Consider the following 23,493-nt stretch of genomic DNA (forward strand, 5'->3'; position numbering starts at 1 on the left):
GCGGGGCCCCCGGGGCCCCCCCCCCCCCCCCCCCCGGCGCGCCCCCCCCCCCCCCCCCCACCCCCCCCCCCCCCCCCCCCCGGGGGGGGGGGGGCCCCGCCCCCCCCCCGCCTCCTGTCTGTTCAGCGCTCGCGTCTGTGCGCGCTACTTCGACTCGTAGAGTCGGCTGCTCTCGTCGTGCCACTCGATGGCGGTCGCCGCGAGCTTGTCCTTGAACTCGGCGCCGTGGTGCGCACAGAAGTACAGCTCACCGCTGGCCATGGTGGCCCGGATGTACGCCTGCGCGCCGCAGCTGTCGCAACGGTCGGCAGCGGTGAGCTGGTGGCTGCTGACTTCGTCGATGGAGAGGTCCTGCACGGTCTGGGTCATTGCTGTGCTCCTCACGGATCGCAGGTGGTGCGGCTTGGTCCACCTATTTCAACACGTGATGCCTGAGAGTGGCGCATTGTGATCGCCCGTTTCGCTCAGCGCGGATCGGCTGTCCCCAGTCCGAGTGTCCGCGCGGTGGTGTCGGTGCGGCTCGCTAGCATCGGAAGGTGAGCTCCGACTACTCTGCACGCCATCTCTCCGTCCTCGAAGGGCTCGAGGCGGTCCGCAAGCGTCCGGGCATGTACATCGGGTCGACGGACTCCCGCGGGCTCATGCACTGCCTGTGGGAGATCATCGACAACTCCGTCGACGAAGCCCTCGCCGGGCACGGTGACGAGATCGGCGTGCTGCTGCACCCCGACGGTTCGGTCGAGGTGCGCGACACCGCTCGTGGCATCCCCGTCGACGTCGAGCCGAAGACCGGTCTGACCGGGGTCGAGGTGGTGTTCACCAAGCTCCACGCCGGTGGCAAGTTCGGCTCCGGGTCGTACGCCGCGTCCGGCGGGCTGCACGGTGTCGGTGCCTCGGTCGTGAACGCGCTGTCGGAGCGCCTCGACGTCGAGGTCGACCGCGGCGGCAAGACCTACGCGATGTCGTTCCACCGCGGCGAGCCGGGCACGTTCGCCGGCGACGGGCCGGACGCGCCGTTCACCCCCTTCACCTCCGGCAGCGAGTTGCGCGTCGCCGGCAAGGTGAAGAAGGGCGTGACCGGGTCCCGCGTGCGGTACTGGGCGGACCGGCAGATCTTCACCTCCGACGCGAAGTTCAGCACCAGCGACCTCGTCAGCCGAGCGCGCCAGACGGCCTTCCTCGTGCCAGGGCTCGGCATCACCATCACGGATGCGCGGCCCGCCTCGATCGAGGCAGCGGCCGCGCGGGCGGAGGCCACGGGTACTCCTGTCGAGCCCGGTCCCGTCGTCGAGCGCTTCCGGTACGAGGGCGGGATCGGTGAGTTCGTCGAGCACCTCGCCCTCGACTCCGCCGTCACCGACGTCTGGCGCATCCAGGGGACCGGCACCTTCACCGAGACCGTGCCGATGCTCGACGACAAGGGCCACATGGTGTCGACCTCGGTGTCGCGCGAATGCGAGGTCGACCTCGCACTGCGATGGGGCAGTGGCTACGAGACGGTGTTCCGCAGCTTCGTCAACATCATCGCGACTCCGAAGGGCGGCACGCACCAGGCCGGCTTCGAGTCCGGAGTGGTCAAGGCCGTGCGCGCCCAGGTCGAGGCGAACGCCCGCAAGCTCAAGGTCGGGCAGGACAAGCTCGAGAAGGACGACGTGCTCGCCGGTATGACCGCGGTGCTCACCGTCCGCCTGCCCGAGCCGCAGTTCGAAGGCCAGACGAAGGAGGTCCTCGGCACCCCGGCGGTCCGGAAGATCGTCGACCAGGTCGTGTCGAAGCGCCTCACCGAGATCCTCACGTCGACGCAGCGCACCGAGAAGGCCCAGGCGGCGACCCTGCTCGAGAAGGTCGTCGCCGAGATGAAGACGCGCATCTCGGCCCGGGCGCACAAGGAGACCCAGCGCCGGAAGAACGCGCTCGAGAACTCCTCGCTGCCGACGAAGCTCGCCGACTGCCGCAAGCAGGACGCTGAGGGCACCGAGCTCTTCATCGTCGAGGGCGACTCCGCGCTCGGCACCGCCAAGCTCGCGCGCAACAGCGAGTACCAGGCGCTGCTGCCGATCCGCGGCAAGATCCTCAACGTGCAGAAGGCGTCCGTGTCCGACATGCTCTCGAACGCCGAGTGCGCCTCGATCATCCAGGTCATCGGCGCCGGCTCCGGCCGGACGTTCGAGATCGACCAGGCCCGCTACGGCAAGGTCATCATCATGTCCGACGCCGACGTCGACGGCGCCCACATCCGGACGCTCCTGCTCACGCTGTTCTTCCGGTACATGCGGCCGATGATCGAGCAGGGTCGGGTGTTCGCTGCTGTTCCGCCGCTGCACCGGGTCGTCGTGGTGAACCGTGGCAAGGCGAACGACACGCTGTACACCTACTCCGAGGCCGAGCTGCAGGCCGTGCTGAAGAAGCTCGAGAAGCAGGGCAAGAAGTACCAGGAGCCGATCCAGCGGTACAAGGGTCTCGGCGAGATGGACGCCGACCAGCTGGCGGAGACCACGATGGACCGCACGCACCGGACGCTGCGCCGGGTGAACATCACCGATGCCGAGGGTGCTGCGAAGGTTTTCGAGCTGCTCATGGGCAACGACGTGGCGCCGCGCAAGGAGTTCATCCTCGCCGGTGAGGGCCTCGACCGCGACCGTATCGACGCGTAGGCGCCGGCGCGCGCGGCGCCGCCGAGTCTCGCCTCAGCGGACACTTTCGCGGCGCGGCGGCGCGAGTTCTGTCCGCGAGGCCGAGTCTCGGCGCCGCCGTGCGGCGCGACCTCACGCGCTGGGCGACACGTCACGCGGCGCTGGCGCCGTGACGTGTCGCCAGGCGCGAAAGTTCGCAGCGCGGTCCGGTGGTCGGGGCGGTGGTCGTCCCCATGGGTGGACGGGAGGCGCGGTGCGGGGCCGTCCCGCGCCTCCCGTCCGCGTGCTCACGCGCTGGGCGACAGTTCACGCGGCGAGGGCCCCGTGAACTGTCGCCTGACGCGAAAAGCCGCCGCCGGCGCGGCCGCGCCCGAGGGCGAGTCTCGGCTGGGCGGACAGAACTCGCGCCGCGACGGCGCGAGTTCTGTCCGCGGGGCCGAGTCTCGGCGTCCGCCGCGGCGCGTCCGCGTGCTCACGCGGTGGGCGACAGTTCACGCGGCGAGAGGCCCGTGAACTGTCGGCTGACGCGAAAGGTCGCGCCGCGCGCCTACGCCTCGCCGGCGGTGCCGTCGAGCGCCGCCGCACTCCCACCGATCGAGTCGATCACGGCGTCGAGCGGCGCCCCCGACCCGTCGCGCTTCGACAGCCAGTCCGGCAGCGTCCGGGCAGCGCCGTCCGACCCGACCGCGTGCGGGGGAGCGATGCCCGCCCACGCCACCGTCAGGCCGTCCTCGCCCTTGAGGAACGCGTGCGCCCGCACACCCTGGGTCGCACGGCCCTTCGCCGGGAACTCCGACAGGGCCGAGACCTTGGCGCGGCCGGTGTCGGTGCCGGGCAGGGCCGAGGACGACGCCGAGACGGTCGCGACCACGGCGTCGTCGGAGCGGGCGACGGATCCGAACCAGATCGCCGAGGCACCCGCGGCGAGGGCCACGCCGGCGACCCCACCGGCGGGGAGGCCCTGCGCACGGACGCCGGACGCGGGGAACCGCAGCAGTTGCGCGTTCGAGGTGATGAACACGAGGTCGTCCGACTCGGGCGCCTGGGCGGCACCGACGACCGCGTCGCCGGGCTTCAGCCCGATGGCGGGGAACTCGGGCTTGTCCGGCCAGGCTCCGGGCACGACGCGCTTCACGACGCCCTGCACGGTGCCGATGGCGAGCGAGTCCGACGAGGCGCCGGAGAGGTCGACGAGGGCGACCACGGTCTCGCCGCGGGCGATGCCGAGGAAGTCCGTCACCCGGACGCCGGCGTCGAGCCGGACCGCGGCCGGCGGCACGGCGGGGACGTCGACGGGGGAGAGCCGGATCACGCGCCCGGTCGACGTGAGCGCCCCGACCTGCCCGCGCACCGAACTGACGATCGACGAGCGGACGGCGTCGTGCTTGGACCGCTTCGGCACCCGGACGATGCCGAGCTCGGACGTCGGGATGTCGACGCGGATGAGCCGCCCGGTGGTCGAGAGCAGCACGCGGCACGGGGAGTCGGCGATCTGCAGGGACTCCGGGTCGACCGCGGCCTTGCGACCACCCTTGACCGGGGCGTCGGCCTCGGTGAGCAGGGTCCGGCGCGGCGTCGCGAACCGGTCGGACACCTCGGTGAGCTCGAGCGCGACCTGGGCACGGAGCCGCTCGTCGGACGCGAGCAGTTCCTCGAGCGCGGCGATGTCGGCGAGCAGCTGGTCGCGCTCGCCCTCGAGCTCGAGGCGTGAGAACTTCGTCAGGCGCCGGAGCCGCAGTTCGAGGATGTACTCGGCCTGCACCTCGGACAGGTCGAACACCGTCTGCAGGCGGGAGCGCGCGGCCTCGGAATCGTCCGAGGAGCGGATGACCTCGATGACCTCGTCGATGTCGAGGATGGCGATGAGCAGCCCCTCGACCAGGTGCAGTCGCTCCTTCTTGCGCGCGAGGCGGTACTGCGACCGACGTGTGACGACCGAGAGCCGGTGCTGCACGTAGACGTCGAGCAGCTCGCGCAGCCCGAGGGTCTTGGGCGATCCGCCGACCAGCGCGACGTTGTTGATGCCGAAGCCGTCCTCGAGCGGGGTGTGCTTGTACAGCTGCTCGAGCACGGCGGTGGGGTTGAAGCCGCTCTTGATGCCGATGACGAGCCGGAGCCCGTGGTTGCGGTCGGTCAGGTCGTTCACGTCGGAGATGCCGACGAGCTTCTTCGACTGGACGCCGTCCTTGATCTTCTCGATCACGCGCTCCGGGCCGACCAGGTACGGCAGCTCGGTGACCACGAGGCCGACCTTGCGCGGGGTGAGGTTCTCGACGCTCACCTTCGCGCGCGTCCGGAACGAGCCGCGGCCGCTGGCGTAGGCGTCGCGCACGCCGGAGAGCCCGACGATGGTGCCGCCGGAGGGCAGGTCAGGGCCCGGCACGAACTCCATCAGCTCGTCGAGCGTCGCCTGCGGGTTCATGAGCAGGTGCTTCGCCGCCTCGACCACCTCGCCGAGGTTGTGCGGCGCCATGTTCGTCGCCATGCCGACCGCGATGCCCGACGCGCCGTTGACGAGCAGGTTCGGGAAGGCCGCGGGCAGCACGCCCGGCTGCATGATCTGGTTGTCGTAGTTCGGGACGAAGTCGACGACGTCCTCGCCCAGGCCCTCGGTCATGGCCATCGACGGTTCGGCGAGGCGGGCCTCGGTGTAGCGGGCGGCCGCGGGACCGTCGTCGAGCGAGCCGAAGTTGCCGTGTCCGTCGACGAGCGGCACGCGCATCGTGAACGGCTGCGCCATGCGCACGAGGGCGTCGTAGATCGCGCCGTCGCCGTGCGGGTGCAGCTTGCCCATCACCTCGCCGGTGACGCGGGCGCTCTTCACGTGGCCGCGGTCGGGCCGGAGCCCCATCTCGGCCATCTGGTAGAGGATGCGCCGCTGCACGGGCTTCAGGCCGTCGCGTGCGTCGGGGAGTGCCCGTGAGTAGATGACGGAGTACGCGTACTCGAGGAAGGAGCCCTGCATCTCCTCGGAGACGTCGACGTCCTCGATGCGTTCACCGTCGGGCAGGCCGACTGCTTCCGTGCGTGCCATGGCACCCTTCTGCGAGACTGGGGGAGATGGGAACAAGCGTACCGACGGCCCCCGACGCCACCGCGAACCTCGCCGACGTCTTCCCGAGTTGCCTCGTCGCGCTCGGCGCTGCGGACGACGCCTGGTTGCGTTCCACCGGACTGGAGGCGCGGATCACCCTCCGCCCCGCCCGTTCCGCGATCGTCGTGCTGGTCGACGGCCTCGGTGCCGGCGCGCTGGCAGCGCGCGCCGGACACGCCCGCTGGCTCGCCGCGGGCAAGAAGCGACTGCGCAGCGGCTTCCCGACGACGACGGCGGCTGCACTGAGCACGCTGACGACCGGTCGGTCGCCCGGCACCCACGGCGTGGTCGGGTACAGCGGCTGGAACCCCGACACCGGCCGGGTGATGAACCTGCTGAGCGGCTGGGACGACGAGGTCCCGAAAGACTGGTTCCTCGCCCGCACGCTGTTCACCGAGGCGCCGGCGCTCGGCGTCGACCCCGTGGTGGTCGGACCCGCCCGGTACCGCTCCTCGGGGATGACCGCCAACGTCCTCGGCGGGGCGCGCTACGTCTCGGCCGACTCGATCCCGCAGCGCGTCGACGCCGCCCTCGCCGAGACCGCGACGGGTCGCTCGCTCGTGTACCTCTACGTCCCGGAGCTCGACTCGATCGGGCACAAGCACGGCTGGCAGTCCGACCGGTGGACCGCGGCGCTCGAACTCCTCGACGGCGAACTCGCTCGGCTCGAGGGCCGTGCCGCCGCCGACGTCGGGATCGTCGTGACGGCCGACCACGGCGTGCTCGACGTCCCCGACCACGCGAACATCGCGCTCGACCCGCTCCTGCTGACCGACGTCATCGGGGTCGCCGGCGACCCGCGCTGCCGGCAGTTCACGGTCGCACCGGGCACCGACGTCCGCTCCCTCGTCGGGCAGTTCCGGGCGCGCTACGGCAAGAAGGCGTCCGTCGCGAGCCGTGACGAGGCGATCGCCGCCGGCTGGTTCGGCGACGTGTCGGACGAGGTCGTCCCGCGCATCGGGGACGTCGTGCTCGTGGCACGGGGGTCCTGGGCGTTCAACGACGACCGGGCCCTGCGCGACGGCGAGTCACCGAAGCGGATGATCGGCCAGCACGGGGCGATGACCGACGAGGAGACCATGGTGCCGCTGCGCCTCGCCGGGGCGTTCGCGCAGTAGCACGAGCCCGACGGCGCCCGGGGATCAGGCCGGGTCGTCGTCCGGCCGCGTCCCGAAGACGATCTCGTCCCAGCTCGGCATCGACCGTCGGTTCCGCTTCTTGCGGTCCTGCCGCCCGGCCTCGGCCTCGGGGGCGGAGGTGGGTCGGGCGTCCGGCTGCGGCGCGGTGTCCGACGAGTCCTCGAACCCCTGCAGCGGGATGTCGACGACGCTGATCGAGGTCCGTCGTCCGTCGTCCTGCGGCTGTTCGCCGAAGGCCGCGGCCTCGCGCTCGCCACGGCGGCGGCGGAGCGCCTCGAGCAGGTCGGCCGTCTCGTTGCCGGGGGCGCGTTCCTCGACGGCGGCTCCGATGCGGGGGAGCGGCGCGCGGAGCGGACGCTCCTGCACCTCGGGGTTCGTGACGTCCTCGTCGGGCTCGTCGACCCGGAACGCGCCGGAGTCGAACCGCGTCCCGTCGGTGTCCTGGTGGTCGTTCTCGACCGCACGGAGGCGCGGCGCGATGCCCTCGTCCTCGGTGTGCGAGAGCCGGTGCGCGTCGCCGTTGTCCGGCGTCAGCGTCGACGTCTTCGGGTCGAAGCGCCACTGTGCGTCGTGCTCGACCTCGGCGGCCGTGTAGTGCACGCGGACCTGCCAGCCGCTCTCGACGTGCTTCCACGACGCCCAGGCGATCCCGCTGGCCTCGCCCGCCTCGAGCTTGGCGGTGATCGCCTCGCCGAAGCTGTCGGGCGACTCGTCGTCGACCGGGGTGACCGGCACGCGGTGCGCGGCGTCGAGGATGAAGGCACGCTCGGCGAGGACGGGGCCCTCGAAGCGCCGCACGTACTCGACGTCGACGTCGAGCGCCAGGGCGACCTCGGCGGCGTCGGCACCGCCGCGGATCCGCGCCTGCACGTCCTTGGGGGACACGCGCTTGTGCGGACCGGACTCGGGGTTCGCCTGCCGGACCTGACCGGGCAGCGACGAGGTGACGGGCAGTCGGAACTCGGTCCCGCCGTCGGTCGCGAGCAGGAGTGCCCCGGACTCCACCCCGATGACTCTCACGTCTTGCATGGTTCCGCCTTCCGAGCGTCGCGTACGGTCGTGCCTCGTACCCCGTGAGTATGCAGCCGTCCGGACCCGATCCCGCGGAGGCGCACGGGCGTGCCGTGGACTCCCGTGCGAGCGTTTCCGGACAGCGGGAATGGACGGGCGGGCACACGGGTTGCAGCGCCAGAACGACCCGCCGGAGACTTCGGTTTGCGCTCTGGCGAGACGTGGTGCAAACTGTCGCCGCCGATCACCGGCGACGACCTCTCGATACGAGAAATGGATGGGCATGGCCACCGATTACGACGCCCCCCGGAAGACCGACGACAACTCCGACTCGGAGTCGATCGAGGCCCTCAAGGAGCGCGTTCCCGACAAGATGTCGGGGGTCGTCGACGATGATTCCGACAACCCCGGCAGCTTCGAGCTCGCCGGACAGGACCTCAGCGACGTCGACCTCGACGTCGTCGTGCTCCCGCCCCAGGTCGACGAGTTCACCTGCGTCGAGTGCTTCCTCGTGAAGCACCGCTCGCAGCTCGACCACGAGTCGAAGCTCGGCCCGGTCTGCGCGGAGTGCGCGGCGCTCTAGGGAACGCACGAAACCAGAACGGCCCGTCACCGCGAGGTGACGGGCCGTTCTGCGTGCGCTGGGCGGGCAGGCGCGCGCCGTGCCGGACAGGAGGCGCGGGTCGGGCCCGCACCGCGCCTCCTGGATCGCAGGTGGGGACTCAGGACCGCAGGGCGGCGACGACGGCCGACGGGTTGCGGACGCTGACCAGCCAGTAGGGCGTCGGGTCCGCGGGGTCCTGCACCTCGACCTTGACGACCCCGCGCACGTAGCCGCGGAAGAGCGTCCAGGCGCGGGCGTCGAGCTTCGGCCCGCGCTGCGTGGTGGCCTCGGCGCCCTCGTAGCCCTCGACGTCGCCCACGAGCGTCCGCGGGAGGTGCGCCCGACCGGCGCGGAACTCGGTCTCCGTGACCTCGATGGTCGGAGCCAGCGCCCAGAGCAGCACGAGCACGCCGAGGTACATGCCGACCGCCACGAGGACGCCGGCGAGCACGCTGATCGGCAGGAACACGAGGAGGCTGGCGGGGATGACGAGCGCCGTCGCCAGGTAGAGGACGGGCGGAGCCCACAGTCGTTCGCGGTACAGGGTCACGACACCATTCGACCACGACTCCGGGCAGGTCACGGAACGGTCACGGTCTGCACTACCCTCGACACGTGACCGAACCAGTCGACGTGCTCTGGACCGGGGAGAACGCTCCCGGATACGCCCACCCCGGTGACGCCGGTGCGGACCTCGTCTCGACCGAGGCGTTCGTCCTGCAGCCCGGCGAGCGTCGGCTCGTGGGCACGGGCCTGAAGATCGCGCTGCCCGACGGGTACGCCGCGTTCGTGGTCCCGCGCAGCGGTCTCGCCGCGAAGCACGGCATCACGATCGTGAACGCGCCCGGCACCGTCGACGCCGGGTACCGCGGCGAGATCAAGGTCGCGCTGCTCAACACCGACCAGGCCGCCGCGCACGAGGTGCACGTCGGCGACCGCATCGCCCAGATGATCGTCATGCCGGTCCCGCGCGTGTCGTTCACCCGCGTCGACGAGCTGCCCGACAGCGTCCGCGGCCAGGGCGGGTTCGGCTCGTCGGGCTACGGTGACCGGAGCGGTGCCGTCAGCGGCGCCGCGGACAACGCTCAGGAAGGAACGCGCGCATGAAGTTCGGCCGACGCAAGCGTGACGAGGTCGAGGTGGCGGACGCCGTCCCCGACGAGGTCGAGGTGGCCGAGACGACGCCGGAGGTCGACATCGCGATCGACGCCGACGCCGACCTCGACGAGGTGGACGCCGTCGCGCCGACCGACAAGTCCGCGCCCGAGGACCGTGCCGAGAGCGGCCCGCACGACGAGACCGAGGCGAACCTGGTCCGTCCGTACGTCGACCTCGGCGGCGTGAAGGTCCTCCCGCGCGAGGGGCTCCACCTGCGGCTCGAGGTGGAGGAGGGCTCGCAGCGCGTCGTCGCGGTCGGGCTCGACTACGACGAGTCCACGCTGCAGGTGCAGCCGTTCGCCGCACCGCGCTCCACCGGGCTCTGGCACGAGATCCGCGCCCAGATCGCCGAGCAGATCGAGCGCCAGGGCGGCATCGTGTCCGAGGTCGACGGTCCGTTCGGCCCCGAGCTCCGCGCCCAGGTCCCGGTCGTCTCCGACGGCACGGGCGTCACCGACGGGGCCCGCCCCGCGCGGTTCATCGGCGTCGACGGCCCGCGTTGGTTCCTGCGCGGTGTGATCGCCGGCAAGGCCGCCGAGCAGCCCGACGACGCGGCCGAGATCGAGGACCTGTTCCGCAGCGTCGTCGTGGTCCGCGGGACCACCCCGATGCCGCCGCGCGACCTCATCCCGCTCCACATGCCGAAGTCGACGCAGTCGGCCATCTGACCGGCGACCCGAACCAGGAGGCACGGTGCCGGACCACGACGACACCACCCGTCCCGAGGCGGACGCGCCCGACGCGCTGCCCTCGTTCAGCGACCAGATGCGTGCCGCCGTCGCCAACACCGGGCTCGGCAAGGTCGCTCCGGGCGAGGCGCCGTCGGGGCACGCCCTCGTCGCGGCCATCGGCGGCGTGCGCGGCCTCGTCGAGTCCGTCCTGCCCGGGCTCGCGTTCCTGGTGGTCTACGCGATCACGAAGGAGGTCGTCCCGAGCGTCCTGATCCCGGTCGCGATCGGCGTCGTGTTCGTGGTGCTCCGCCTGCTGCAGCGCCAGTCGCTCGTGATGAGCCTCGCGGGGATCCTCGGCGTGGCGATCTCCGCCGGCCTCGCGCTCATCACCGGGCGGGCCGAGAGCAACTTCATCCCCGGGATCGTCATCAACGCCGTGTGGCTCGTCGGGCTGCTCGTGACGCTGGCGATCCGGCAGCCGCTCATCGGCCTGGTCGTCGGGTTCCTGCTCCCGCCGAACGAGGACGGCACCCCGCAGGACTGGCGTCGCGACCCGGCGAAGCGCCGTGTGCTCACCGTGGCGACCTGGCTCTGGGTCGGACTCTTCGCGATCCGGCTCCTCATCGAGGTGCCGCTGTACCTGACCGCCCAGGTGGAACTGCTCGCCGGCATCAAGCTCATCACGGGCGTCCCGCTCTACGCCGCCCTGCTCTGGGTGACCTGGCTGCTCGTCCGGACGGTGTTCAAGCGCGAGGGTGACGCCACCCGGGTGTAGAGTTGTCTCGACATCGAGATAATTCCCCGCGGCCCTTCCCGGGCTGGCGGGTTTAGGTTTGCCTTGCTGGTGGGACGCCTCGCGCCCCGCTTGGATGGGGGCACACCGATCAACCAGGGAGGCGGCACAGTGGCTGCAGTCAACAGCTTCGGCTCGAAGGACACGCTGTCGGTTGGGGGTGTCGACTACGCGATCCACCGGATCGACACGGTGCCCGGGCACGAGAAGCTCCCGTACAGCCTGAAGGTGCTGCTCGAGAACCTCCTCCGCACCGAGGACGGCAAGAACGTCACCGAGGACCAGATCCGCGCCCTCGGGTCGTGGCAGCCCGACGCCGAGCCGGACACCGAGATCCAGTTCTCGCCGGCCCGCGTGGTCATGCAGGACTTCACCGGCGTCCCGTGCATCGTCGACCTCGCCACCATGCGCGAGGCGATGGCCGAGATCGGCGGCGACCCGAACAAGATCAACCCGCTGTCGCCGGCCGAGATGGTCATCGACCACTCCGTCATCGCCGACCTCTTCGGTCGCGAGGACGCACTCCAGCGCAACACCGACCTCGAGTACGAGCGGAACGGTGAGCGCTACCAGTTCCTGCGCTGGGGCCAGACCGCGTTCGAGGACTTCAAGGTCGTCCCGCCCGGAACCGGCATCGTGCACCAGGTCAACATCGAGTACCTGGCGAAGGTCACCTACACGCGTGACTTCGACGGCGAGACCTACGCCTACCCGGACACCCTCGTCGGCACCGACTCGCACACCACGATGGTGAACGGGCTCGGCGTGCTCGGCTGGGGCGTCGGCGGCATCGAGGCCGAGGCGGCGATGCTCGGGCAGCCGGTGTCGATGCTCATCCCGAAGGTCGTCGGCTTCAAGCTGTCCGGGTCGATCCCGGCCGGCGTGACCGCGACCGACGTGGTGCTCACCATCACGCAGGAGCTCCGCAAGCACGGCGTCGTCGGCAAGTTCGTCGAGTTCTACGGCGAGGGCGTCGGCGAGGTCCCGCTCGCGAACCGCGCCACCATCGGCAACATGTCGCCGGAGTTCGGCTCCACGGCGGCGATGTTCCCGGTCGACGACGTGACGCTCGACTACCTCCGCCTCACCGGCCGCTCCGAGGACCAGATCGCCCTCGTCGAGGCCTACGCCAAGACCCAGGGCCTCTGGCACGACGCGGCGGTCGAGCCGAACTACTCCGAGTACATGGAGCTCGACCTCTCGACGGTCGTCCCCTCGATCTCCGGCCCGAAGCGCCCCCAGGACCGCATCGAGCTCTCGAAGGCGAAGACCCAGTTCGAGGTCGACCTCGGCAACTACACGACGCCGAGCGAGCAGACCGACCTCGACGACGCGGTGGAGGAGACCTTCCCCGCCTCCGACCCGATCGCCGCCGGTTCCACGAACGAGGACACCGCGCTGCACGAGCACGTGTACGTCTCGAGCGCCCCGTCGACGGCCTCGCAGCCGACGAAGGTCGCGATGGACGGGGCCGACCCGTTCACGATCGACCACGGTGCCGTCGCGATCGCCGCGATCACGTCGTGCACGAACACGTCGAACCCGTCGGTCATGATGGCCGCCGGCATCCTCGCCCGGAACGCCGCGAAGAAGGGCCTCACCGCGAAGCCGTGGGTCAAGACCACGCTCGCGCCGGGGTCGAAGGTCGTCACGGACTACTACGAGAAGGCCGGTCTCACGACCTACCTCGAGCAGCTCGGCTTCTACACGGTCGGCTACGGCTGCACCACGTGCATCGGCAACTCGGGCCCGCTGCCGGAGGAGATCTCGCAGGCCGTGCAGGACAACGACCTCGCCGTCACCGCGGTGCTCTCGGGCAACCGCAACTTCGAGGGGCGCATCAACCCCGACGTGAAGATGAACTACCTGGCGTCCCCGCCGCTGGTCATCGCGTACGCCCTCGCCGGGTCGATGCACTTCGACTTCGACAAGGACGCCCTCGGGCAGGACCAGGACGGCAAGGACGTCTTCCTGCAGGACATCTGGCCCGACGCGGTCGAGGTCCAGCAGGTCATCGACGCGTCGATCGACACCGAGATGTTCACCCACGAGTACGGCTCCGTGTTCGAGGGCGACGACCGCTGGAAGAACCTGCCGACCCCGACGGGCGACACGTTCGAGTGGGACACCGAGTCGACCTACGTGCGGAAGCCCCCGTACTTCGAGGGCATGACCATGCAGCCCGACGCGGTGTCGGACATCTCCGGCGCCCGGGTGCTCGCGAAGCTCGGCGACTCGGTCACGACCGACCACATCTCGCCGGCCGGGTCGATCAAGGCCGACAGCCCGGCGGGCAAGTACCTCGCCGAGCACGGTGTCGACCGCAAGGACTTCAACTCCTACGGCTCTCGTCGCGGCAACCACGAGGTCATGATCCGCGGCACGTTCGCGAACATCCGCCTCCGCAACCAGCTCCTCGACGGCGTGGAGGGCGGCTACACCCGCGACTTCACGACGCCGGACGGTGCGCAGTCGTTCATCTACGACGCCTCGCAGCACTACCAGGAGCAGGGCATCCCGCTCGTCATCTTCGGCGGCAAGGAGTACGGCTCCGGTTCGTCCCGCGACTGGGCGGCGAAGGGCACGAACCTGCTCGGCGTCCGCGCGGTCATCACCGAGAGCTTCGAGCGCATCCACCGCTCGAACCTCATCGGCATGGGCGTCGTACCGCTGCAGTTCCCCGCCGGCGAGTCGGTCGAGTCCCTCGGGCTCGACGGCACCGAGGTCGTCTCGATCTCCGGCCTGACCGAGCTGAACGAGGGCCGTACGCCCAAGACGGTGCACGTCACGGCTGCGCCGAGCGAGCACTCGCCCGCCGGCAAGGAGACGATCGAGTTCGACGCGGTCGTCCGCATCGACACCCCGGGTGAGGCGGACTACTACCGCAACGGCGGCATCCTGCAGTACGTGCTGCGGTCGCTCGTCTGACGCACCCGTCCGACGGACAGGAGGCGCGGTGCCAGCTGGCACCGCGCCTCCCGTCCGTTGTCGGGTCGCGCGCATAGAGTGGGCCGACAGCCCCACGAAAGGAGCGCCCGTGAGTCTGCTCTCGAGCATCACGTCGCCGCGCGACCTGAAGCGTCTCTCCGACGCGCAGATGACGGACCTCGCCGCCGAGATCCGACGCTTCCTCGTCGCCGAGGTCGCGAAGACCGGCGGCCACCTCGGCCCCAACCTCGGCGTCGTCGAGCTCACGCTGGCGATGCACCGAGTGTTCGACTCGCCGCACGACCCGTTCGTCTTCGACACCGGGCACCAGTCGTACGTGCACAAGCTCGTCACCGGGCGGCAGGACTTCTCGCGGCTGCGCGAGCGGGGCGGCCTCGCCGGCTACCCGCAGCGGAGCGAGTCGGAGCACGACATCGTGGAGTCCTCGCACGCGTCCTCGTCGCTGTCCTGGGCGGACGGCATCTCCCGCGCCTTCGTGCAGACCGGCCAGGCCGACCGGACCGTGGTCGCGGTCGTCGGCGACGGTGCGCTCACCGGCGGGATGACGTGGGAGGCCCTCAACAACATCTCCGACGGCAACGACCGTCGACTCGTCATCGTCGTCAACGACAACGGGCGTTCGTACGCGCCGACCATCGGCGGTATGGCGCGGTTCCTCAGCTCGGTGCGCACGCGCCGCGAGTACCGGGCGCTGTTCGAGAAGTCCCAGGCCGCGGCGGCGCGGTTCGGCGCTCCCGGGCGGGCGCTCTACCGCGGGATGCGCGGCGGGCTGCACGGGTTCCTCTCGCGGTTCACGAACAACGAGGCGCTCTACTCGAACCTCGACATCAAGTACATCGGGCCGGTGAACGGGCACGACCAGCGGGCGATGGAGGCCGCACTCCGCCAGGCGAAGGCCTACGGCGCGCCGACGATCGTCCACGCCATCACCGAGAAGGGGCACGGGTTCGAGCCCGCGCTGCGCGACCAGGCCGACCAGTTCCACGCGGTCGGGCACATCGACCCGGAGACCGGCGAGTCGCTCGACGTGTCGTCGGGGCCGTCGTGGACCTCGGTGTTCGCCTCGACGCTGGCCGAGGTCGGTGCGTCGGACGAGAAGATCGTGGCGATCACCGCGGCGATGCTCCGCCCGACCGGGCTGCACCTCTTCCAGGAACAGCACCCCTCGCGCGTGATCGACGTCGGGATCGCCGAGCAGCACGCCGTGACGACCGCGGCCGGGCTCGCGTTCGGCGGCCTGCACCCCGTCGTGGCGCTCTACGCGACGTTCCTGAACCGGGCGTTCGACCAGGTGCTCATGGACGTCGCCCTGCACCGGGCCGGCGTCACCTTCGTGCTCGACCGCGCGGGCATCACCGGGCCGGACGGGCCGTCGCACCACGGCATGTGGGACCTCGCGTTGCTGCAGGTCGTGCCCGGGATCCGGATCGCCGCACCCCGAGATGCCGCGACCCTGCGCGAGGAGTTCCGTGAGGCCGTCGCCGTCGACGACGCACCCACCGTGCTGCGCTGGTCGAAGGGACAGGTCGGGCCGGACATCGTCGCGGAGCATCGACTCCCGGACGGGGTGGACGTGCTGCGGTCGCCGTCGTCCGACCAGGAGCCCGACGTCCTGTTCGTCGCCGTGGGGTCGATGGTGCCGGTGGCGCTCGACGCGGCGGCGCTGCTCGAGTCCCAGGGCATCGGCGTGACGGTCGTCGACCCACGGTGGGTGGTGCCGATCCCCGCGTCGCTCATCGACCTGTCGCGTGACCACCGGCTCGTGATCACGCTCGAGGACGGCGTGCGGGTCGGTGGCGTCGGGACGCGGCTACGGCAGGACCTGCGCGCTGCGGGTGTCGACACCGGGGTGAACGAGCTCGGGCTGCCGGACGCGTTCATCGACCACGCGTCGCGGTCCCAGATCCTCGAGGACGTGGGGCTGACCGCGCAGGCGATCGCCCGGGACGTCATCGACCAGGTCGTCGGGACGAAGCTGCCGCAGGCGAAGCCGGCGCGGGCGGCGTCGCGCTCCCGGGAGTCCGCCGACCGCTGAGCGGCCCGGGCGCGGCGCGCCGGCCCGGCGCGGCGCGCCGGTCGTGGCTCGGCCCGGCGGCGCGGCCCGGCGGCACGCGGTTCGGTCGGCCGGCGCACAACGCAAGTCACGCCGAACCGCGGATCGCCGTGGTTCGGCGTGACTTTCGTTGTGCGAGCGCGGCGCGGGCGCGGCGCGGGCGGGGCTAGTGCCGCGCGGGCGGCGCGGCGGCCGCGGACACGAGCTCGCGCAGGATCGCGCGGGCCATCGGCGTCACCCAGAGGACCTGGCCGTACGACAGGCCGTCGCGGCCCTCGCGGATGATCTCCACGCGCGAGGACGTCGGCCCCTCGCGCGAGAACGTCATGACGATGTTCTCGGCGCGGACGGCGAACGAGGTCCGGCGGCCGATGACGGCTCCGTCCGGACGGATCTCCATCGCCGCCGCACCCGGGACGGCGTGCACGGCGCGGTCGAGCAGCTCCGGGACCTCGTCGAGCGGCACGGGCACGACGACGCTGGGGTGCCCGGTCGTCCTCGGTGCCCACCACTCCTGTGCCATGGTTCGACCGTACGCCGCACAACGAAAGTCACCCCGAACCACGGATCGCCGCGGTTCGGGGTGACTTCGGTTGTGCGGAGCCGAGCGGCCGCAGCTAGCGCGAGGCCGGCCCGACGATCAGCGGCTCGTGGAACGCCCCACCGAACACTCGCTCAGACGCACCGGAGCGGTCGAGGTACGGGCTGATGCCACCGGCCTGGAACGGGTAGCCCGCGCCGAGGATGAGCCCGAGGTCGATCTCCTCGACGTGCTGGACGACCTCGTCCTCGAGCATGCGGTGCAGCTCGTCGGCGAGGGCGTCCTCGAAGCGGCGCTGCATCTCGGCAGCGTCGACCGGCTTCGCGTCCTTCTTCGACGGTGCGACGAGCTTCACGGCAGCGGGGTCGTACCCGGTCGCGGTGCCCTTCTTGTCGCGGGTCAGGATGTGTCCGAACTCGGCGATCTTCTTCAGGCCGTCACCCGGGTAGAAGCGCTCCGGCCAGGCGGCGTGGTGCGAGTCGAGCACGTGCGCACCGACCGGCAGGCCGACGAGCTCGAGCAGCTCGAACGGGGACATCGGCAGGCCGAGCGGCGCAGCGCCCTGGGCGACGACGTCGAACGACGTGCCCTCCTCGACGCCGCGCATCGCCTCGCCGAGGACCCGGGCGAGCACCCGGTTCACGACGAAGCCCGGCTGGTCGGCCGTGATGATCGCGGTCTTCTTGAGCGTCTTCGCGACGGCGAGGGCCGTGGCGAGGGTCTCGTCGGAGGTCGAGGCGGTGCGCACGACCTCGAGCAGCGGCATCACGGCGACGGGGTTGAAGAAGTGGAACCCGACGAGTCGCGACGGGTCGGACAGCACGGAGCCCATCTCGGACACCGACAGCGACGAGGTGTTCGTGGCGAGGATCGCGTCCGGAGCGATCACCTGCTCGATCTTCCGGAAGACCTCCTGCTTGACGCTCATCTCCTCGAAGACGGCCTCGATGACCCAGTCGGCGTCCGCGAACGCGTCGTAGGACACCGACCCGGACACGAGCGCCTTGATGCGGTTCGCGTCGTCGGGGGAGACCCGGCCCTTGTCGAGGAGCTTGTCCACCTCGCCGCGGATGCGCTCCACGCCGGCGTCGACGCGGGACTGGTCGACGTCGGTGATGACGACCGGGACGCCGAGGCGTCGAGCGAAGAGCAGCGCGAACTGGGACGCCATCAGGCCTGCGCCCAGGACGCCGACCTTCGTGACGGGGCGCGGCGAGACGTCCGCAGGGGCGCCCACCGGCTTCTTCGCGCGCTTCTGCACGAGGTCGAACGCGTACATCGACGCGGCGAACTGGTCGCCCGAGATGAGGTCGGCCAGGGCGTCGTCCTCGTCGGCGAACCGCTCGTCGAGCGAGCCGGACTTCGCCGCGGCGACGAGGTCGAGCGCCCGGAACGGCGACTTCGGGACCGTGCCGATCTTCGACGCGACCTGGCTGCGGGCGACCTTGACGACGGTGCCCCACGCGGCCTTCTCGATCATGCCGGGCTCGTTCTTCCGCACGACCTTGGTGCGACCGGACACGACGCCGTCGATCCACGCCACCGCGGACGGCAGGAAGGTGACCGAGGGGATCAGCGCGTCGCCGATGCCGAGCTCGACCGCGGCCGGACCGTCCATCAGGCGGTTGTTCTTGAGCGGGTTCTCGACGATGACGCGGAGCGCCTTCTCGGGGCCGATCAGGCGGGGGAGCAGCGTCGCGCCGCCCCACCCGGGGATGATGCCGAGGAAGACCTCGGGGAGCCCGATGCCCTGCGCGGCCGACGAGAACGCCCGGTACGTGCAGTGCAGCCCGATCTCGAGGCCACCGCCGAGCGCGATCCCGTTGATGAGCGCGAAGGAGGGGACGCCGAGGTCGGAGAGCTTCCGGAGCGTCGCGTGTCCGAGGGCGGCCAGGTCGTGGGCGACGTCCCGCGACGGCACCGAGGCGGCCTGCGAGAGGTCGGCACCGGCGGCGAAGCAGTACTCCTTGCCGGTGATCGCCACGGCCTGGATCGTCCCGGCGGACGCTTCGGTCCGCAGGGTGTCGAGGACCCCGGAGAGCTCGTGCAGCGTGCGCGGCCCGAGGGTCGACGGTCGCTTGTAGTCCTTGCCGTTGTCGAGCGTGATGAGCGCGAGCGTGCCACCGGACGGCAGCGCGACGTGCTTCAGGTACGAGTGGGTGACCACCTCGTCCTCGCTGAGGGCGAGGAGCTGGTCGTTGTCGACGATGGTCATGGTCACGCCGCCTTCCGTGCCGCGGACTTGCTGAAGTTCGGGTTCTCCCAGATGACGGTGCCGCCCTGGCCGAGCCCGATGCACATCGTCGTGATGCCGTACCGGACGTCCGGGCGCTCGGCGAACTGGGCAGCGAGCTGGGTCATCAGGCGGACGCCGCTCGAGGCGAGCGGGTGCCCGACGGCGATCGCGCCGCCCCAGGCGTTCACGTTCGTCGAGTCCTGGGCGATCCCGTAGTTGTCGAGGAAGGCGAGCACCTGGACGGCGAACGCCTCGTTGATCTCGAACAGCCCGATGTCCTCGATCGACAGCCCGGCCTTCGCCAGCGCCTTGTCGGTCGCGGGCACCGGTCCGATGCCCATCACCTCGGGGTCGACGCCCGCGAAGGCGAACGAGACCATGCGCATCTTCGTCGGCAGCCCGTGCTGCTTCGCCGCGTCGGCCGATGCGAGCAGGCTCATGGTGGCACCGTCGTTCAGGCCTGCCGCGTTGCCGGCGGTGATGCGTCCGTGCGAGCGGAACGGCGTCTTCAGCGCTGCCAGGGCCTCGAGCGTGGTTCCGGGGCGGGGCGGCTCGTCACTGGAGACGATGTCCCAGCCCTCGCCGGTGTTCACCTCGACCGGCACCAGGTCCGGCTGGAGCTTGCCCGCGGCCCACGCGGCGGCGTAGCGCTGCTGGGACTGGACGGCGTAGGCGTCCGTGCGGTCCTTGGTGATCGCGGGGAAGCGGTCGTGCAGGCGCTCGGCGGTCTTGCCCATCACGAGCGCGTCGCCGTTGACCATGCGCTCGGCGATGAAGCGCGGGTTCGGGTCGGAGTTGAAGCCCATCGGGTGGCGCCCCATGTGCTCGACACCGCCGGCGATGGCGACGTCGGCCGCACCGAACGCGATGGCGCCGGCGAGGGTGGTCACGCTCGTCATGGCACCGGCGCACATGCGGTCGATCGCGTACCCGGGGACGGTCTTCGGGAGTCCGGCGAGCATCCCGACCGTCCGGCCGAGGGTGAGCCCCTGGTCGCCCTGCTGCGTGGTGGCCGCCACGGCGACGTCGTCCACCGCGGCCCCGTCCAACGAAGCGTTCCGGTCGAGGAGTCCGCGCATCGCGTGCACCGCGAGGTCATCCGCGCGGGTCTTCCAGAACACCCCCTTCTCCCCGGCTCGTCCGAACGGTGTCCGAACTCCGTCGACGAAGACGACGTCTGCTGCCTTTGGCAATCTGGGCCTCCAGATCCTCGTTGATCAGGCTGGGCGCGTCCCGCCCCGCCCGGCCGGGTCCGACCCGGCGTGCACCAGCGACGCTATGCCCCGAGCCTGTGCGGACGCATGCCCGTTGGGGCGTTCCTACGACTCGGTGTTGCTCTCGGCAGCAGGCTCCTGTGCAGCAGCGACAAAGGCGTGCGCGATGATCGACGCCGTCTCCTCGACCTGCCAGGGGCGGGCATCGTGCGCGGCGAGCACGGCACCGACGGTCTCGGTGGCGATCGGTATCGGCGGCTCCCACGACACCGTGCGGAGGGTGTCCGGCGTGAGCAGGTTCTCGACGGGCAGGTCGAGCTCCTCGGCGCGCTGCACCACGGCGGCCCGTGCGGCCTTGTACCGGCGGTCGGCTGCCGGGTTGCGGTCGGCCCAGGCCCGGGGCGGCGGCAGCGTGGCCTCGCCGGTGCCGCGGAGCCGCGGGAGGTCCTCGGTCGTGCGGCCCTCGTCGACGGCGGCCCACCAGCGGTCGAGCTCGGACCGGCTGGCACGACCCGTGAAGGCCTTCACCCCGCTCAGCTCGCCCTTCGAGGCCGGGTTCGCCGCTGCGGCCGCGACGATCGCCGAGTCCGGGATGGTGCGACCCGGCGCGATGTCGGCTTCGCGGGCGTAGGCGTCGCGTGCCGTCCAGAGCGACCGGGCGATCGCGAGTGCCCTGGAGCCACGGAGGGCGTGCATGCCGGACAGGCGGCGCCACGGCTCGGCCTTCGGCGGCTTCGGCGCCCGTGTCAGGACGGCGGCGAACTCCTCTTCGGCGATGCGGGACTTGCCCGCCTCGTCGAGCTTCGCCGCGAGCGCGTCACGGAGGTCGGGGAGCAGCTCGACGTCGAGTGCCGCGTACACCAACCACGACTGCGGGAGCGGCCGGGTCGACCAGTCCGCGGCGGAGTGGGCCTTCGCGAGCGTGATCCCGAGCAGCTGCTCCACGACGGCACCGAGGCCGACCCGGGGGAACCCGGCGATGCGGGCGCCGAGCTCGGTGTCGAAGATGCGGGTCGGGACGAGGCCGACCTCCTGCAGGCAGGGGAGGTCCTGCGACGCGGCGTGGAAGAGCCACTCCTCGTCGACGATCGCGTCCTGGAGCTCGGAGAAGTCGCCGATCGGGATCGGGTCGAAGAGGAACGCGCCGGCACCGCGGCGGAACACCTGGATGAGGTACGCCCGCTGCGAGTACCGGTAGCCGCTCGCGCGCTCGGCGTCGACGGCGACCGGGCCGTGGCCCGCCGCGATGGCGGCGACGGCGTCGAGGTACTCCTCGCGCGAGGCGATCACGTGGACCGCGTCGTGCGACGCCTCGAACGCCGGCGACGCCGCGGACGGAGCAGCCGACGGCGGAACAGCCGGCGACGCCGACGGGACAGCGGGCGACGCCCCGGCCGGAGATGCGGGGTCAGTCACGTGCGAGCCTCCTCGGGGCCAACAGGGTCACGCCGTCCGACGCGGGCGGGAGACCGGCGAGCATCGCCACGATCTCCTCCCACGCCTCGACGTGCGCGGTGAGGTCGTCCCCGCGCGGGGTCCACGAGGCGCGCAGTTCGAGCTGCGCCCCGTCGCCCTGCGCCGCGAGGTCGCCGTAGCCGCGCGAGATGATCTTGGTCGCCGTGCCCGAGGCGTGGTCGTAGGTCGCACCGTGCGCCGCGAGGGCGTCGACGAGCCAGCTCCACGTCACGTCGGCGACGAACTCGTCGACACCGATCTCGGGTTCGAGCGGTGCCTGGGCGAAGGTCACGATGCGGAACGACCCGCCCCAGCCCTCGGGTTCGTCCGGGTCGTGCAGGGCGATGAACCGGCCCGTCCCGAGGTCGGAGTCGATGCCGTGCGCCGCACCCGAGACGTCCGCCGCCAGGGCGATCGAGAACGGGGCGATGCGCGACGGCGAGGGGATCTCGGTGACGGTCGTCTCGGCGCGCGCGCCACCGGACGCCACGAACGCACGGAGCCGCGCGAAGGCGTCGGGCTCTCGGGTTTCGGACACGAATGCAGACTAGGCTCCGGACCATGTCCCGATCCGCGCGACCCGCCGAGGACGTCGTCCAGGAGACCGCACGATCGGCCGGGTTCGTCGCACTGGGAGCGGGCATCGCAGCGGCCGCCGTCACCACCGCGGTGATCGGCGGGTTCGTCGCGGCGGTGGCCCGAGCGGTGGTCACCCCCGACCGCAAACGCACCGAACGCGTCCCGATCCACGCCGTCGACCCCGTGCGGCGGACGGTGACACTCGAGCGCACCGCGGACACCGAACTGCAGGGCCGCTACAGCCTCTGGTTCGGCGGCGGGACCGGGCACATGCGCGTCGGCGAGGTCCTCGGCACCACCGACACGACCGTCACCCGCCGGATCATCGCGATCGACGCCGGTGACCCCACCGCGGCCCGCCGGGGTCGGTGGGGCGGCTGGTTCTACCTGACCCCGGGCGAGCTCGACGTCCCGGTCGAGGACATCGACGTCCCCACCCCGAACGGCCCCGCACCCGCCTGGGTGGTCCGTGCCGACGACCCGGACGCGCCGTGGGCCGTCCTCGTGCACGGTCGTGGCGTGACCCGCGCCGAGACGATCCGCGCGGTGCCGGTCTTCCGGGCGGCGGGGTACTCCGTGGTGCTGGCGAGCTGGCGCAACGACGGCGTCGCCCCGCGGAGCGTCGACGGCCGCTACGGCCTCGGCAGCACCGAGTGGGAGGACATCGACGCGGTCCTCCGCTGGCTCGCCGGGCAGGGCGCGTCGAGCGTCGTCCTGATGGGCTGGTCGATGGGCGGCGCGGTCGTGCTGCAGACCCTGCTCCGGTCGGCGTTCGCGGACCTCGTGGACGGTGTCGTGCTCGAGTCGCCCGTGGTCGACTGGCACGCGGTGCTCAAGTCGCAGAGCCAGCTGCTCCGCCTGCCGCGGCCGGTCCGGAAGGTCGCGCAGCGTCTTCTCCGCACCCCGGTCCTGCACCGGCTCACGGGCCTGCGGCAGCCGGTCGACCTGCGGCAGCTCGACATGGTCGCGCGGGCCGACGAGCTGCACGTGCCGATCCTGCTCATGCACAGCGACGACGACGGGTTCGTCCCGTCCTCTGCGTCGCACGCCCTCGCCGAGGCCCGGCCCGACATCGTGCGGCTCGAGGTGCAGACGACCGCCCGGCACACCAAGCTCTGGAACCACGACGCCGACTGGTTCGACGCCCGCATCCTCGCGTGGCTGACCGAGGTGGTCCAGCGAGACGGCGCGGCCAACGCGCGGTAGACGCATCCACAGACGGACTGGAGGCGGGGGGGGCCCGGGGCCCCCCCCCCCCCCCCCCCGGGGGGGGGGGGGGACCCCCCCCCGCCCGCGCCCCCCCCCCCCCCCGGCCCCCCCCCCCCCACCCCCCCCACCCCCCCCCCCCCCGCCCGCGGGGCCC

The 23,493-nt window shown here is 71.6% G+C and carries 18 protein-coding genes; 9 read left to right on the forward strand and 9 right to left on the reverse strand.

Features of this window, described 5'->3' with window-relative positions; genetic code table 11:
- Positions 1-144: 144 nt before the first annotated feature.
- Positions 145-369, reverse strand: coding sequence for a hypothetical protein (locus ACIPEP_RS18075; protein WP_070418799.1), 225 nt, complete (start codon positions 367-369; stop codon positions 145-147).
- Between the two features lie 167 nt (positions 370-536).
- Between ACIPEP_RS18075 and ACIPEP_RS18080 the strand changes: the two genes are divergently transcribed.
- On the forward strand, positions 537-2,654 hold the full coding sequence (locus tag ACIPEP_RS18080; protein WP_071295250.1) for a type IIA DNA topoisomerase subunit B: 2,118 nt from the start codon (positions 537-539) through the stop codon (positions 2,652-2,654).
- 526 nt (positions 2,655-3,180) lie between these two features.
- Here the strand turns inward: ACIPEP_RS18080 and ACIPEP_RS18085 are convergent.
- Positions 3,181-5,667: a DNA topoisomerase (ATP-hydrolyzing) subunit A gene (locus tag ACIPEP_RS18085; protein ID WP_071302911.1), complete on the reverse strand. Its 2,487-nt coding sequence runs from the start codon at positions 5,665-5,667 to the stop codon at positions 3,181-3,183.
- Positions 5,668-5,693: 26 nt separating this feature from the next.
- On the opposite strand from ACIPEP_RS18085, the gene ACIPEP_RS18090 reads away from it, so the two are divergent.
- Positions 5,694-6,845, forward strand: a complete 1,152-nt coding sequence (locus tag ACIPEP_RS18090; RefSeq protein WP_402718040.1) for an alkaline phosphatase family protein — start codon at positions 5,694-5,696, stop codon at positions 6,843-6,845.
- 24 nt (positions 6,846-6,869) lie between these two features.
- Here the strand turns inward: ACIPEP_RS18090 and sepH are convergent, their stop codons facing one another.
- On the reverse strand, positions 6,870-7,895 hold the full coding sequence (gene sepH / locus ACIPEP_RS18095; protein ID WP_402718041.1) for a septation protein SepH: 1,026 nt from the start codon (positions 7,893-7,895) through the stop codon (positions 6,870-6,872).
- Between the two features lie 265 nt (positions 7,896-8,160).
- Between sepH and ACIPEP_RS18100 the strand changes: the two genes are divergently transcribed.
- On the forward strand, positions 8,161-8,460 hold the full coding sequence (locus tag ACIPEP_RS18100; RefSeq protein ID WP_031263038.1) for a DUF4193 domain-containing protein: 300 nt from the start codon (positions 8,161-8,163) through the stop codon (positions 8,458-8,460).
- 139 nt (positions 8,461-8,599) lie between these two features.
- Here ACIPEP_RS18100 and ACIPEP_RS18105 read toward each other — a convergent pair whose 3' ends face one another.
- Positions 8,600-9,031, reverse strand: coding sequence for a DUF3093 domain-containing protein (locus ACIPEP_RS18105; RefSeq protein WP_402718042.1), 432 nt, complete (start codon positions 9,029-9,031; stop codon positions 8,600-8,602).
- A gap of 65 nt (positions 9,032-9,096) precedes the next feature.
- Here ACIPEP_RS18105 and dut point away from each other — a divergent pair, with 65 nt between their 5' ends.
- From dut to dxs, 5 genes are all read left to right on the forward strand, one after another.
- A complete protein-coding gene (dut, locus tag ACIPEP_RS18110) occupies positions 9,097-9,588 on the forward strand; it encodes a dUTP diphosphatase (RefSeq protein WP_070418805.1) in 492 nt (163 codons plus the stop codon).
- Complete coding sequence (locus tag ACIPEP_RS18115; protein WP_402718043.1) at positions 9,585-10,307, forward strand: DUF3710 domain-containing protein; 723 nt, start codon at positions 9,585-9,587, stop codon at positions 10,305-10,307. The genes dut and ACIPEP_RS18115 overlap by 4 nt, the downstream gene beginning before the upstream one ends.
- A gap of 25 nt (positions 10,308-10,332) precedes the next feature.
- Positions 10,333-11,085, forward strand: coding sequence for a DUF3159 domain-containing protein (locus ACIPEP_RS18120; protein ID WP_070418806.1), 753 nt, complete (start codon positions 10,333-10,335; stop codon positions 11,083-11,085).
- Between the two features lie 129 nt (positions 11,086-11,214).
- Positions 11,215-14,031 carry an aconitate hydratase AcnA gene (gene acnA, locus ACIPEP_RS18125; protein WP_071302914.1) on the forward strand — a complete coding sequence of 939 codons (2,817 nt, stop codon included), beginning with the start codon at positions 11,215-11,217 and terminating at the stop codon, positions 14,029-14,031.
- 109 nt (positions 14,032-14,140) lie between these two features.
- On the forward strand, positions 14,141-16,087 hold the full coding sequence (gene dxs / locus ACIPEP_RS18130; protein WP_071295254.1) for a 1-deoxy-D-xylulose-5-phosphate synthase: 1,947 nt from the start codon (positions 14,141-14,143) through the stop codon (positions 16,085-16,087).
- A 184-nt stretch (positions 16,088-16,271) separates the two neighbouring features.
- Here dxs and ACIPEP_RS18135 read toward each other — a convergent pair whose 3' ends face one another.
- The 5 genes from ACIPEP_RS18135 to ACIPEP_RS18155 form a co-directional block, all read right to left on the reverse strand.
- Complete coding sequence (locus ACIPEP_RS18135; protein WP_402718044.1) at positions 16,272-16,628, reverse strand: hypothetical protein; 357 nt, start codon at positions 16,626-16,628, stop codon at positions 16,272-16,274.
- A 94-nt stretch (positions 16,629-16,722) separates the two neighbouring features.
- A complete protein-coding gene (locus tag ACIPEP_RS18140; protein WP_071302917.1) occupies positions 16,723-18,861 on the reverse strand; it encodes a 3-hydroxyacyl-CoA dehydrogenase NAD-binding domain-containing protein in 2,139 nt (712 codons plus the stop codon).
- Between the two features lie 2 nt (positions 18,862-18,863).
- The gene (locus ACIPEP_RS18145; RefSeq protein WP_402718045.1) at positions 18,864-20,075 is read right to left on the reverse strand and encodes a thiolase family protein; all 1,212 of its coding nucleotides are present in this window, start codon (positions 20,073-20,075) and stop codon (positions 18,864-18,866) included.
- A gap of 126 nt (positions 20,076-20,201) precedes the next feature.
- A complete protein-coding gene (locus ACIPEP_RS18150; protein ID WP_402718046.1) occupies positions 20,202-21,512 on the reverse strand; it encodes an HRDC domain-containing protein in 1,311 nt (436 codons plus the stop codon).
- Entirely contained in the window at positions 21,505-22,089 is a 585-nt protein-coding gene (locus ACIPEP_RS18155) for a DUF3000 domain-containing protein (RefSeq protein WP_070418813.1), read from the reverse strand. Before ACIPEP_RS18155 ends, ACIPEP_RS18150 begins: the two co-directional genes overlap by 8 nt.
- Before the next feature lie 23 nt (positions 22,090-22,112).
- Here ACIPEP_RS18155 and ACIPEP_RS18160 point away from each other — a divergent pair, with 23 nt between their 5' ends.
- Entirely contained in the window at positions 22,113-23,336 is a 1,224-nt protein-coding gene (locus ACIPEP_RS18160; RefSeq protein WP_071302919.1) for an alpha/beta fold hydrolase, read from the forward strand.
- The last annotated feature ends 157 nt before the right edge of the window (positions 23,337-23,493 follow it).

The sequence above is a fragment of the Curtobacterium sp. NPDC087082 genome (assembly GCF_044745045.1).
In the GTDB taxonomy this organism is placed as follows: Bacteria; Actinomycetota; Actinomycetes; order Actinomycetales; family Microbacteriaceae; genus Curtobacterium.